At 56.8% G+C, this 13,404-nt stretch carries 10 protein-coding genes and 1 pseudogene; 8 read left to right on the forward strand and 3 right to left on the reverse strand.

Annotated features, from left to right (window positions below; all coding sequences use genetic code 11):
- Positions 1–59 precede the first annotated feature (59 nt).
- The 4 genes from P3T40_RS14110 to P3T40_RS14125 are packed head-to-tail and all read left to right on the forward strand — an operon-like array spanning position 60 to position 4,352.
- Entirely contained in the window at positions 60–1,010 is a 951-nt protein-coding gene (locus P3T40_RS14110) for a sugar ABC transporter substrate-binding protein (RefSeq protein ID WP_429268325.1), read from the forward strand.
- Positions 1,011–1,059: 49 nt separating this feature from the next.
- Positions 1,060–2,097 carry an NAD(P)-dependent alcohol dehydrogenase gene (locus P3T40_RS14115; RefSeq protein ID WP_429268326.1) on the forward strand — a complete coding sequence of 346 codons (1,038 nt, stop codon included), beginning with the start codon at positions 1,060–1,062 and terminating at the stop codon, positions 2,095–2,097.
- A 30-nt stretch (positions 2,098–2,127) separates the two neighbouring features.
- Positions 2,128–3,624: a xylulokinase gene (gene xylB / locus P3T40_RS14120; protein WP_429268327.1), complete on the forward strand. Its 1,497-nt coding sequence runs from the start codon at positions 2,128–2,130 to the stop codon at positions 3,622–3,624.
- A 2-nt stretch (positions 3,625–3,626) separates the two neighbouring features.
- Positions 3,627–4,352: a ribulose-phosphate 3-epimerase gene (locus P3T40_RS14125; protein ID WP_429268328.1), complete on the forward strand. Its 726-nt coding sequence runs from the start codon at positions 3,627–3,629 to the stop codon at positions 4,350–4,352.
- Between the two features lie 407 nt (positions 4,353–4,759).
- Here P3T40_RS14125 and P3T40_RS14130 read toward each other — a convergent pair whose 3' ends face one another.
- Positions 4,760–5,533, reverse strand: a complete 774-nt coding sequence (locus P3T40_RS14130; protein ID WP_429268329.1) for a DeoR/GlpR family DNA-binding transcription regulator — start codon at positions 5,531–5,533, stop codon at positions 4,760–4,762.
- Positions 5,534–6,357: 824 nt separating this feature from the next.
- On the opposite strand from P3T40_RS14130, the gene P3T40_RS14135 reads away from it, so the two are divergent.
- The 4 genes from P3T40_RS14135 to P3T40_RS14150 all read left to right on the forward strand — a co-directional run bounded on the left by P3T40_RS14135 (position 6,358) and on the right by P3T40_RS14150 (position 10,532).
- A complete protein-coding gene (locus P3T40_RS14135) occupies positions 6,358–7,401 on the forward strand; it encodes an ABC transporter permease (protein ID WP_429268330.1) in 1,044 nt (347 codons plus the stop codon).
- A gap of 13 nt (positions 7,402–7,414) precedes the next feature.
- A complete protein-coding gene (locus tag P3T40_RS14140) occupies positions 7,415–8,392 on the forward strand; it encodes a substrate-binding domain-containing protein (RefSeq protein WP_429268331.1) in 978 nt (325 codons plus the stop codon).
- A gap of 73 nt (positions 8,393–8,465) precedes the next feature.
- Positions 8,466–9,986: a sugar ABC transporter ATP-binding protein gene (locus tag P3T40_RS14145; protein WP_429268332.1), complete on the forward strand. Its 1,521-nt coding sequence runs from the start codon at positions 8,466–8,468 to the stop codon at positions 9,984–9,986.
- Positions 9,987–10,163: 177 nt separating this feature from the next.
- The gene (locus P3T40_RS14150) at positions 10,164–10,532 is read left to right on the forward strand and encodes a hypothetical protein (RefSeq protein ID WP_429268333.1); all 369 of its coding nucleotides are present in this window, start codon (positions 10,164–10,166) and stop codon (positions 10,530–10,532) included.
- A gap of 514 nt (positions 10,533–11,046) precedes the next feature.
- Here P3T40_RS14150 and P3T40_RS14155 read toward each other — a convergent pair.
- Positions 11,047–11,340, reverse strand: a pseudogene (locus P3T40_RS14155) (OB-fold nucleic acid binding domain-containing protein); the annotation flags it as partial.
- A 551-nt stretch (positions 11,341–11,891) separates the two neighbouring features.
- A complete protein-coding gene (gabT, locus tag P3T40_RS14160; protein ID WP_429268334.1) occupies positions 11,892–13,190 on the reverse strand; it encodes a 4-aminobutyrate--2-oxoglutarate transaminase in 1,299 nt (432 codons plus the stop codon).
- Positions 13,191–13,404 lie beyond the last annotated feature (214 nt).

Here is a 13,404-nt window from a genome sequence, read left to right on the forward strand (position 1 = left end):
TTGGCTTCGACTAATTACGCGAAGCACACGTAACGTCGTAACCTTAAGGAGACAGCAGAATGAAGTTGAGAAAACTGATGGTATGCGCGTTGGCGCTGGGTGTGTTCGCTACGAGTGGCGCTGCAATCGCGCAGACCCCAAAGTATCGCGTCGCTTATCTCGCACGCGCACAAAGCGATTCATTCGCTGCATGGCTGGCCAATTCGATGGTCAAGGAAGCGAAGAAGTATCCGGATATTGCGTTGACGGTATTTGACGGCCAGAGCCAGAATTCAGTGATGCAGTCGAACATCGAGAACGCCGTTACGAACAAGTACGACCTGGTGATTATCCAGCCGTACGACCCGGCGGTCCAGGTGGGCCCGGTCAAGAACGCGATGAAAAATGGCATGAAGTTCGTCGCGACCAACCCGAAGTTCCTGGACAACTCGATTCCGTCCGTCGACTCCAGCCCGTACCTGCTGGGCCAGGTCAACGCAAAACTCGCGCTGACGCAGGTGCCGAAGAATGCGAAGGTTGTCGTCCTCCTCGGGCCGCCGGGGAACCCGCACTCTACGGGCCGTCGTGACGCGTGGCAGAAGGAATTCTTTGCCAAGCGTCCCGACGTCAAAATCGTCGCTGAGCAGACCGCGAACTGGAACAAGGACGAAGCGATGCAGCTGATGGAAGACTGGATTCAGGCGAACCCCAAGATTGATGCTGTGATTTCGATGAACGACAACATGGCGGCAGGGGCTGTGGAAGCGCTCAAGGGTTCGGGATTGACGCCCTTCCCGTTGGTATATGGCACCGACGGAACGGCTGAGGCATGCTTGCTAATCAAGGACGGGAAAATGACGTCGACTGCGCTGCAAAGCGCGGACGAGCTAGCCCAGAAGTCCATGGCAATGGCGCACGACATTCTCACCGGCAAGCAGACCAATCTGCACGAGGTCGAAGGGACGGAGCTGTACACGAAGCAGAACGTGGACAGCTGCATCGCGCTTCACAAGAAGCTTGGCGACATCTAGTAACGGATTCGCGTCAACCAGGTATATTCATCAACTGAAAGGGATTGACATGAAAGCCTTGGTCCTTGAAGAAAAAGATACGCTCCAGATTCGCGATATTGCAATCGAAGAGGAGCTTGGTCCCAACGACGTTCGCATCAAGATTGCCAACGTTGGCGTGTGTGGGAGCGACGTTCATTACTACAAGCATGGTCGCATCGGCGACTTCGTGGTCAACGAGCCGATGGTCCTCGGGCATGAAGCGAGCGGCGTCATCGCCGAAGTTGGCGGCGCGGTTAAACACCTGAATGTTGGCGACCGGGTAGCAATGGAGCCTGGCATCTTCGACCCGAACTCACAAGAAGCCATGCAAGGCATGTACCACCTCGACCCGAGCATCAAGTTCTGGGCAACTCCGCCGATTCACGGCGTGCTGCGCGAGTCGGTCGTTCACCCTGCAAGCCTCACATTCAAGCTGCCCGACAACGTCAGCCTGGAGGAAGCGGTTCTGGCCGAGCCGCTTACTTCTGGTGTGCACGTCGCCCGCAAGGTGGGGATTTCTCCAGGTGATACTGCGGTAGTTTCCGGAGCCGGTACCATTGGCGCGTGTATGGCGCTCGCCTTGCTGGCGTCCGGTTGCAGCCGTGTCATCATTTCCGACGTGAAGCAGGAGAAACTCGACTTCCTTGCGAAGCACTACGGTGACCGTCTCATTACCTTCAACGTGACAAAGGGTAACCTCAAGCAGTTTGTCCTGCAGCACTTCCGGAATGGCGCGGACCTGTTCGTCGACTGCAGCGGCAGCCCTGCGGCGATTGGTGCTGCACCGCACTGCCTGCGGCCGGCTGGAAAGATTGTGTTCGTCGGCATGCCGCAAGACCTGGTGCCGATGGACATCGTCGCGATGCAGGTTAAGGAAATTGAAACCGTCTCGATTTTCCGCTACGCGAACGATTACGAGCGTTCGATTGCCTTGATTGCGTCCGGGCAAATCGACGTCAAACCGCTGATTTCGCGTCGCTTCGCGTTCGAAGACAGCATCAAGGCGTTCGAGCTTGCGGCGTCCGCGCAGCCGGACGTTATCAAGGTTGTTATCGACTGTCAGTAACCCAACCAGACTGGTAAACAGAGGAACACAATGTATCTTGGCATCGACTGCGGTACACAAGGCACCAAGGTGGTTTTGCTAGACCCGGAAACCGGCTCGCTTGTGGCCCGTGGTCATGCCAGCCATCCAATCATCTCCGAAGCCAACGGCCGTCGCGAACAGAAGACCGAATGGTGGATTGATGCCCTGCGGCAAGCGTTGAAAGGGCTATTTGCGCAGACCACGCGCAGTCCGGCGGATGTTTCGGCGATAGCCGTATCGGGACAACAGCACGGGTTAGTGATGCTGGATGACAGCGGCACGGTAGTACGAAACGTGAAGCTGTGGAACGATACAGAGACGACAGCAGTTAACGAGACGCTCTTCAACGCGGCGGGAGGGGAAAAGCGGATTCGTAGTCTAATTGGCACAACAATTCCAGTGGGCTTCACGGCATCGAAGGTCGCATGGGTCAGGCAGCACGAGCCAGAAACCTACGAACGGGTGCGGCATGTGCTGCTGCCGCATGACTACGTGAACTACTGGCTGACAGGCGAATACGCGACGGATGCTGGCGAGGCATCTGGAACAGGTTACTTCGACGTCCTTTCCCGTACATGGTCACGGCAGATGGCGGACCTGATTGACCCGACGGGGCGCCTTGAACGCTCGCTGCCTCGAATCGCTACGCCTCTCGAGCCAATCGGCACCGTACGCCCCGAGGTCGCTGCAGAGTTCGGCTTTTTACCGGGCACGCTGGTGGCCTGCGGTTCGGGCGACAACGTGATGGGTGCCCTGGGAACTGGAAATGTGGCGGCCGGCCGAGCCACGCTCGGCCTCGGAACCTCGGGCGTTCTGAACATCCACGCTGATAAACTGGCGGAGTCCGTCGACCCCAGTATCTACGTGTTCTGTGGTCTCGATGGCGGGTGGTTGCCGACCATCGCGACCATGAATGCAACGTCGACGACTACGTTGCTGCAGCAGCTCTTCGAAGTTGAAATTGGCGAGGTTGAAAATCTCATTTCCTCGGCAAGCCCTGGTGCTGGCGGCGTCCGGATGTTCCCGTATTTCAGCGGGGAGCGTATTCCGGCACTCCCCCGTGCGCGCGGGGTCATGAAAGGTCTGTCGGCAGACAACATGACGCGCGCAAATCTGATGCGAGCAGGGGCCGAGTCCGTCGCTTTCGGATTGAAATGGGGCTACGGACTACTCTCGCAAAGTTTCGCTCATGCAGAGCAGTTCCGGCTGACGGGAGGAGGCGCGAACAGCGCCGCATGGCGGCAGATACTTGCCGACGTCTTCGATATCGACGTCATTCGCGTCAAGTGCGACGAGGGAGGAGCATTCGCCGCTGCTTTGCTCGCACTCACAGTGCATCAACGGGCGACAGGCGCTTCTGTGACGTTATACGACGTTTGCGAGCGTTACGTCGAGCTTGATGAGACGCGCGCGGCTCAGCCACGTGCAGACGTCGCGGCGCAGTACAAGGATTTGTTCGCCGCTTTCACTGACACCATAGCGAACGAAGACTTCGAGGCAAATTGAACGTGGACATTGCCTGGCAAAAATCCTGTCTGATTGTGCCATCTATTATCACCTTCGACCTAAGCAATCTTGAGCGTCAGGCACAGGTCATCGCCGAGTCCGGACTGGACGCCGTACACCTCGACGTCATCGACGGACATTTCAGCCCGAGCATGCCTTTGGGAATTGAGACCATTGCGCATCTGCGGCGTAAGACGGACCTTGCTTTCGACGTACACGTTATGGCAGCACGACATGACTACTTCATTGACGCACTGCTTGATATCGGCGTGCAGCAACTCACGTTTCAGATTGAGTCGGAGCCACATATCGACCGGATGCTCAACCGTATCAGAGCTGCAGGGGTGCGGGCAGGTGTAGCGTTAAAGCCTTCTACGCCCCTCAGTACCCTGGAGTATGTACTGGAGAGATGCGATACCGTGCTGCTCATGCTCACCAACCCCGGCTACGCCGGACTTCATGGCGAGACACAGGTTCCGTACGCGGAGCGAAAGATTTTCGCCTTGCGAGAAATGATTCGCCAGCAAGCGCTCGATACGGCAATCGAGATTGATGGGCGCGTCTCGAAGGAGACCATCAGCAAGTTCGCTCCGGCCACGGTCGATATGTTCGTCGCTGGAAGCATGTGCATTTCGAAAGAGGCACCCGCTTTCGGACTCGGCGAGCTTATCGAGCTCCGGCGTTCCTTGGTCTGCGCGGTACCATCCAGCATCGCTTCGTCAGAGTAAGAAGCTCGCCATCGCGATTGAGAAGCAGGTTCGCCCCTCCCGACCCAGAGCCGTCGCACGACAGCTCCACGAACCAGCCAATCAACCGCTACAAAGTACGATGCAATCTGCCGTGGGTGCGGGTCGACTCGCGCGTTTTGTCCGGCGTGACGAACAGGAAGCGGTCTCGAGATGGGTCGCGCTGATTCTTGACGAATGGTCCCGCTCAGATGCGGTACCGAAACCCTACGCCGCAGGTACATGGGACCTGCGGCCGCAAGCGCCGTGCTTGCGCGTGAAGGTACTTGCTGGTTTGAGGAAGAGAGCTGATATCCCAAGCATCGTTGGTACTTGAGGTGAGCGCTTCGCCGGTCAGGTTTGCTCTTGGCTCGTGAGGTATAAGCGGCGCGGTGTAAACGCATCGACCATCAGTCGGCGACGAGCACCTTAAGACCCTTTGCTTCGAGGTCGTACCGGTATTGCTCGGGTATGCCGGCGTCGGTTATCACGATGTTGAAATTTTCTACGCCGGCAAAACTACAGGTAGATACCTTGCCGAATTTTGATGAGTCGACCAGCAGGATTCTTTGGACACTGGATTGCATTGCTGCCTGCTTCCATGAGCAGTCTTCGACGTAGCTGCAGGTCAGTCCGTGCTTAAGTTCGTATCCGGTGGCACCGATGAACGCTTTATTCGCGCGATACCTCTGCATCGCCTGGACTGCATCAGGCCCGGAGAAAGTATACGACTTCGAGGAAAGGACACCGCCAAGCGAAATCACCGTTGTGTCGTCTCGTTTCGCGAGAACATTTATGGTGTTCAAGCTGTAGCAAATGAATGTGTACGCGCCCTCGGCTGGAAGGCACTCGGCGAGTTGTTGGACTGTGGTCCCGGAATCAAGAATAACCACGTCGCCAGGACTCAGCAGCTGGCTCGCTGCCAGTGCAATGCGGCGTTTTTCTTCGGCGTGCTGAGAGCGTTCAGTCTGTGCGTTGTAAGTCGCAATTGTGCTGCCGTTGTCCAGCGACGCTACACCGCCATAGACCGTGCGCACTTTGCCTGCGTCAGCCAGGTCACGCACGTCGCGTCGAATCGTCATTTCAGAAACGTCTAGCGCCTTGGCCAAATCGCCAATGCTCATGAAATGTCGGGAATCAACCATGTCGAGGATATGGTCGGTGCGTTGCTCTTTGCTAGCCATAGGAATGTCGTGTTTTGTGGAGAGTGACAAGCCGCCGTCGTCTCGAGCGCGTGGTGTTCAACATCGAACATTTTAACTCAATTACAAAGATAACAGACGCGGCCACCAGACGAATAGTTCAACTTCGAACACCTCTCTCCGTATGCGACTCGGTCGCCCTGGGGCATTGCACCGCCGGAGCAGTGCTGCTTGGGGACGGGGCAGGATGCGGACGCATGTCGCGAAGGGCGGGTGGCTATGTTGTCCGGGGTCGCCACCAAACTGTGCCTCAAATGCGAAGTCTGCAGCGCATCTGTGGTCAGTGCCGCAATCAGTGTCGCCGCATTCAGGGCTATCCAAGGCTACATCGACCAGCCCGCCACGACGTGCCCATAGGTGAGAAGTGGCCACTCGGTGCCGACCCATATAAAATGTTCACATCTCTACCATTAAGTTGAAACTATAACTTTATTCGGTTAGGATGTGATTGATGTAGAACATTTTGTTGGTCCGATATGGTCTTTGGTGGGGAAGGCTCAACCGCTCGCGACGTCGTCCCGATGTTCGAGTCAAGACGACGAGAAAAATGGAGACAATGCGCCGTGTCTGTTTGAGGCGGACGGCTCTCCTTTTTCCTTATGCAGGAGACAGTCGATAGCGCGGTCGGACGAACCCGACGCTTGCGGCGGTTGAGGACCATCGTCCCGGGGCCCGACAGGCCGGCCTCCCGCGAGGGCTTGATTGAACAATGGCAGCAGCGGCGGGAGTGAGAAAGTGGCGCCATAACTTTCTGGCAAAGCGTTGGCGCATCGGCTGTCGAAGCTTTGCCAAATTAGGAGACAAACATGAATAGTCTTGAATCACTCGGGACGAGAAAGCGTCAGTTTCGGTTGCCGAGCGAAGCAGGAATTGCAATCGTATTTCTTGTAGTCATGTTGGGCGGCTTCATCGCAACGCCGAATTTCCTCACTCTTTCGAACATGATGGTGCTGTTGCTGAATGGCGCTGTCATCGGCTTTCTTTGTCTTGGCCAGTCATTTGTCCTTCTAACTGGCGGGATTGACCTCTCCTGCGGGTCCATCGTTGCGATGACGTGTGTCGTGGCTGCGTTGCTCATGCAAAGTCTCGGCCTGCCATGGCAATTGGCGGTGCCCCTCGTTTTGGTGATTGGTGCCTTCGCGGGAATGGTCAACGGTTGGATTATCGAACGCACTGGCGTACCCCCTTTCATCGTGACGTTTGCAACGATGGGCGTCGCGGCATCTATCCCACAAATCATTACCGGCGCTGAGTCCATCCGGGTGACACAGATTGGCTACAGCCTGATTGGCCAATCGCGCCCGTTTGGGGTTCCGTTTCCGGTGCTTGCATTGCTTGTGGCAATTGTTCTCGCGGCATTGCTACTGAAGAGGACGGTTACGGGAACGCATATTTATGCCGTCGGCGGTAACGCTGATGCGGCTCGGTTATCGGGAATCAGCGTGCCGCGCGTCACTTTGTTTGTCTATTCGGTTTCCGGCCTCTGTGCCGCGTGCGGTGGTCTCATCTATGGCTCGCGCCTAATGACGGGATATCCGACCGCAGGTCGAGGCGATGAATTGTTCTTCTCAATTGCTGGGGCAGTTGTCGGCGGGGTAAGTCTCTTCGGCGGAAGCGGCAGCATCGTGGGCGCGATGATTGGAGCAATGCTCATAGCCGCAATCTCGAACCTGATGAACGTTCTGAACGTGAGTGCGTACTGGCAACCATTGGTCATCGGTCTGATTATTCTGATTGGCGTGACATTGGATACGTTACGGTCGTCCAAGCGGCTCCGCTTTCCTTGGCTCAAGTCTCTGAAAGACCGGAAGTTTGCCCAGCACAAAGACTCACTCAAGAGCACATCTTAACGAGGTAAATCACATGCGAAACAATCACGTAGTGGCAATTGGCCTCATCAGCTCCGTCCTTGCGTTGGGTCTTTCTGGTTGCAATCGGGATTCAGGCGACCATGCGTCGAGCGGAACAAAAACCCTTGGTGTTGTTCTTCCGAATCTTACCAACCCGTATTACGTTGCAATGAAAAAGAGCTTTGAGGAGAGCGGTGCAGCCAAGGGCATGCACGTAGAGGTATCAATCGCTGACAACGATGACGCTCGCGAGCTTTCAGAAGTGCAGAGCTTCATACAGAAGAAAGTAGATGCGGTCGCTGTTAATTGCGTCAGTTCGGGTCCATGCGTGTCGGTCATTTCTGAATTGAACCATGCGAATATCCCTGTTTTCGCCATCAATATCCTGCCGGACACCGACGGCATGAAGCAGCAAGGCGCTCACATCGTGCAAGGTGTGCAAACCGACCAAAAAGCGGGCGGCGTCTTTATCGGTCAGCAACTGGTGAAGGACTTGGGCGAGAAAGCAAATGCTGTCATAGGCATTGTTGGTGAGCCGACGTCTATAGCAGCCAACGCACGTGATGATGGGTTCAAGCAGGCCATTGCGTCCAATCCAAACCTTAAGGTTGTCGCTCTTGTTAATGGAAAGGTGGAAGAAACAACATCCCTGAAAGTGACCACCGAAATGCTTCAGGGAAACCCAAATATGACTGTCGTTTATTCCGATACTGAACCTTCGGCGTTGGGTGCGCTCGCCGCAATCAACCAGTTGGGCTTGAAGGAAAAGGTGAAGCTCTACGCTTTCGTGGATAAGGAAGGGGTAAAGCAGATTCAATCCGGTGACGTACTGCGGGCTGGCGCGATTCAGGAGCCAGTGAGACTCGCAGCGTTGCTGGTAGACAGCGTCAGCCAACAGTTCGTGGGCAAGGTGCCGTCGGTCATGGTTAACAGCCCTCCGTTGCTCGTGGATAAGGCGAATGCCGAACAGGTGGTCAGCCAGGCTTACTGAGTGCGCAGGGTCATGCGTCACGGTGACGAGCCACGCAACTCCCCAAATAGGCGACGCGAAAGGGAAATGAGCGATGAGTAACAGCAACCTACGCTATCGGGCGCGCGACATCAAGGTGTCCTTCGCGGGCGTGCCTGTGCTACATGGTGTCGACTTCGATGTGGTGCCTGGGAAAATCCACGGCCTGTTTGGTCACAACGGTGCCGGTAAGTCGACATTGCTCAAGATTCTTGCCGGGGTCAACAAGCAGGATTCCGGTGAGCTCTTCGTTGGTGACGAATCCATCTCCCTCACTTCACCGCGAGATGCCTTGCGGCAGGGAATCGCGTGTGTTTATCAGGAACTTCGGCTCATTCCCGGGATGACGGTTTGGCAAAATCTCTTTCTCGGGCGCGAGCTAAGGAAGAATGGAATGCTCGACGATGTCGCTATGAAAGAGCATACCTGTCAGGTTCTCCAAGACTATAAGTTGAAGGTGCAGCCTTCCAGCCTGGTGAAGGACCTCTCTCATCCTGAAAAGCAGATGCTCGAGGTAGTGGCGAATCTGGACAGAGATGCCCGGTATCTGTTTCTGGACGAACCGACCACTGCACTCGAGGGAGCGCAGGCTGAAGCGCTGCTGCAGTCGGTGCAGCAAATTGCCAAAGAGAAAAACATCGGGGTTGTGTTGGTGTCGCACAAGCTGGACGAGGTGCTCGGCGTGTGTGACGAAGCGACCGTCATGTGCGGCGGCAACGTGATTTACCACGCCAAGAGCAATATCGCGAAACAGGACATTATCGACGCCATCGTCGGGGACGCAGGTTCGACGCTCAATGAAAGCGAGCGTGCTATCCGCAAACAGCCGGACGTGGCATCAATGCCCTGTCTCGATGTGCGAAGCCTTAGCACGGAACGCCTGCGTGACGTGTCCTTGCAGGCATGGCCGGGAGAAGTCGTCGGCATATACGGACTTGCAGGAGCAGGTCGCACCCGGTTCTGTCGTACCTTATACGGCTTGGAAAAAGTGCTCGGCGGAGAGGTCCGCCTGGCAGGACAGTCTTATCGGGCGAGCAGTCCGGCAAACGCAATCAGTCAAGGTGTGGGTTACCTGACCGAAGAGCGCAAAAAGGACGGCATCGTACCCCTGATGTCAAGTTTCACAAATGCCTCCTTGCCCATCCTGCGTCGCTTTCGGAGGCGCGCGCTTGTGGACCACAAGAAGGCGGCGCAGAGCTCCAGCCAGATACTCGTGGAAATGAACACCCGGGGTGACCTTAACGGACCAATAAAATCGCTTTCCGGGGGCAATCAGCAAAAGGTTCTGCTAGCGCGAGTAATCGGCCAGAATGCCAAACTTGTTCTGCTTGATGAGCCGACGAAGGGCGTCGACATCGGGGCCAAAGCCGACATCTACGCAATTATCCGACGCATGGCAGCAGAGGGGCGATGTGTGGTGGTTGTTTCCAGTGAAGAAGAAGAGTTGCTCGAGATTGCGGACCGCGTCCTTGTATTTCATCAAGGGAGGTGCGACGGGTCTGCTGTTGCTGCCGAAGAACTTAGTATTGCCGGCCTACGGAAGGCGGCATGGAGTGGCAACACGAGCATGCTATGACGGAGTACGCGTCCGAGGTGTGCCAACCGTCCGAGAAAATTTCTGCCACATATAGCGGGACCGCTCCATTTCACAATCGATGGTCTTCACTTATTGCCTGCTCCGCTCCGACGTCTCGGCAGGTGGTTCGGGACGTCGCTGAAGGCCGGTCATAGGCCCTTTTGTTCGCCACAAATCATGTCTCTCGAGTTCCTCGTCATTTTCCAATATCACGAACCCGAGCCATTTCGGTTGTTCGGACAAGGGGAAATCGAAGAATATGAGTCGTCGACGGGCGTTTACATTGAGGCAGAGACGGCCGAGCAAGCGCACGAGTGGGGAGAGTTCGTCGCTGGAGAGCTGCTCAGGCACTGCAACGAAAATCGAGCGTTGGACTGGAAGCGATTCGGCTATCCGTGCTGGGTCGAAACCACTCCAGAAGAATCGCCGTGGAATCACTGCTTGGATTTTTTCCAGCGCATCCAATTGGGTCAGTTACCCCAGCTTGATGAGATGGACACTGCTGCATACAAAAGCTGGTCTGCTAAGCGCCATCTGAGCGATTGAGTCGGCCGAGATACTCTCGACTAAGGACGTGCCTTTGATTCAAAAGAGGCGCGCAACCACACAAGACGATGCATCCGAAGCGGTCCCTTTCCCGCTGGGCTCGCCGTCTGCGTGGCGTCGTTTTCCTCGCCGAGGGTGCCGTCCACATGGAGCCGACCAAGGCGGCGAGAAGCAGAACGCGTGCGCTGAGCAGCGCGAGGAGCGAGCCTGGGGCGGAAGTCGCGTCAGCGAGCCGTATCGAGTCTTGCGGCATTACGAGTTACTCCGAACGGTAGCGTGAATCCTTGCGCAAGAACTCGGCGAGTTGCGTCTCCTCGAAGTGATGCGTGTCGCGCGAATCTCCCGTTTCCGTCTCCATGCTAGTCCACCTCGCGGGTAGTCGACTCAATAGCAGGCGACCGCAGTAATGCATGGACTTTGATTCGGTAAACTGCGGATGTAGTCGTGTGTTGAAGCGAATCGATTCGGGCGGCGACGCGCGCCCGATGTCAGCCGTCGGCCCAGGATTACGCCATCAATGGAAATTGCGACTCACTGATGGCAGCTCGCCAAGGAGGTACGACATATCGATGAGGTGTTGCGCGACAAGGTGCCGTACTTCACCTTCGCACTGCCATACACCAAGTATGCCGAGTAACGATGCGCCAAGGACTTCCTTGCGCTGCTGCTCCAGCACCTTGGGCCAGATGATGACGTTGACGTTTCCGGTCTCGTCTTCGAGCGTAATAAAGATGACACCCTTCGCGGTCTCAGGCCGCTGACGCACGGTAACGATGCCACATCCGCGCGCGAGCCGGCCGTTCCGGTACCGTGCACCGCGAACGCAGCCAGCAAGCGGACTGCGCGCGCACCGAGGCGCTGTGCCTTTGACCCCGCAATGGCCAGTCGACTGCTGGGACGGCATCGCGCCAAAGTGCTCGCAACTGACGACACATGGCGCCGAGCGCTGGGGCCGGACATCTTGGCCCCGTGCAGAGATGAGCTCTCAAGTCGCGAGCTGACTCTTGTCGATGAAATCGCGCTGACCGACCTCCGAAACGGATGGCGCGGCGCATCAGCGTTACTGGAGAGAGAAGGCGTCGACTTTTCTGATACTCCGTTGCCAGCGATGCTGTCGTTCGTGGAACGCTACCTTCGCGAGGACCTCGAGCTCGTTCGCATTCGGATAGCTCGGTTGACCGGTGCTGACATCGCATCTTCAGAACCGCGCACCGACGCTCTGGACGACGACGAATGGGCCGTTAGGCTTACGCAATGCGGACTGCAAACGTCGAAACGACGCGTAGGCGTTGCCCTCGCGCCCGCTCATCGAGCCGGCGACGCTAGTTCTGACGCGTCGTACCGTGCGTCCGACTTTGCTCAGGCTGCAGCCTTGGCAGCAGCCAGGGCACGACCGAACATGCCGAGTGCATCGGAGACGTCCTGCTCTGAGACATTAAGGGGCGACAGGAAGCGAACAACGTTACGCTCGACGCCGCACTTAATAATCAGCAGGCCTTCTTCGCGCGCTGAATCGAGCACCCGCTGAACCAGGGCGCTGTCCGGTGTCTTGACCTGTGCATCGGAGACGAACTCGACCGCAACCATCGCGCCCATCTGGCGAATTTCGCCCATTTCGGAATGCTTTGCCTTCAGGTCCTCCAGCCCCGCACGCAGTTGCTCACCGATTTTCACGCTGCGCTCGAGCAGGTTCTCTTGCTCAAAGATGTCGAGCACAGCATTTGCCGCGGCGCACGCGAGCGGATTGCCCCCATACGTGCCGCCGAGTCCGCCGGGTTGAGGAGCATCGACAATTTCGGGCCGACCAATCACGCCCGAGATGGGAAGACCGCCTGCGAGGCTCTTTGCGACCGTCACCAGGTCGGGCAGGATACCTGAGTGCTGGAAGCCGAACATCTTGCCGGTGCGCCCAAAGCCGGTCTGGATTTCGTCGCAAATAAAGACGATTCCATGGTTTTTCGTGAGTTCGCGCAATGCCTGCATGAACTCTGCCGGCGCCGCGAGGAAGCCGCCATCGCCCTGGACGGGCTCGAGAATAATTGCAGCCACGCGGTCGGGCTGTATCTGCGTGCTGAAGATTGTCTGGAGCGCCTTCAGCGCATCGTCCGACGTGATGCCGTGATACGCATTCGGATACGGTGCATGGTAGACGTCAGGAGCGAACGGCCCGAAGTTCTGCTTGTAGGGACTGCTCATGCCCGTGAGCGACATGCCGAGGAGCGTGCGGCCATGGAAACCGCCGCGGAACGCAATCACTCCCGGGCGGTTCGTGTAACCGCGAGCAATTTTAATTGCGTTCTCGACAGCCTCGGCACCTGTGGTCAGGAAGACCGACTTGTAGCCTTGGCCGGGAGCCACCAGGTCCGACAGACGCGAAGCCAGCCGGATGTAGGGTTCGTAACCGACGACCTGAAAGCAGACATGCGAAAACGATTCAAGCTGCTTTTGCACTGCGGCGACTACGGCCGGGTGGTTATGGCCGACGTTCAGCACGCCAATACCTCCCACGAAATCGAGATACTTTCGGCCCGTTTCGTCCCACAAGTAAGCGCCCGCAGCACGACTAGCAATTACCGGATGCGCAGTAGCAACACCGCGGGCAACGAACGCACTACGCATGGCTGCAACGCTCTGCTTGTCGCTTAAATTTTGGTTCATCGGTCATCTCCGAGAGAGTGTGAACGCATACTAGGGGACCAGAACTCTCGCGGATACCTACTAGAAGTAGGAATTTTCATCACGCTCTTCGTTCACTTTGACGAATCAGCGTTTTTCTGGGTAAATTCCTTACTAACTAATGGATTCTGTCGCCGTGAAGTCTCGGCGGCCGGTCGCCTTCTCCTCTTGTCAGACATCGATGCGCAACGCGCCC

The sequence above is a fragment of the Paraburkholderia sp. EB58 genome, assembly GCF_050436665.1.
Taxonomy (GTDB): Bacteria; Pseudomonadota; Gammaproteobacteria; order Burkholderiales; family Burkholderiaceae; genus Paraburkholderia.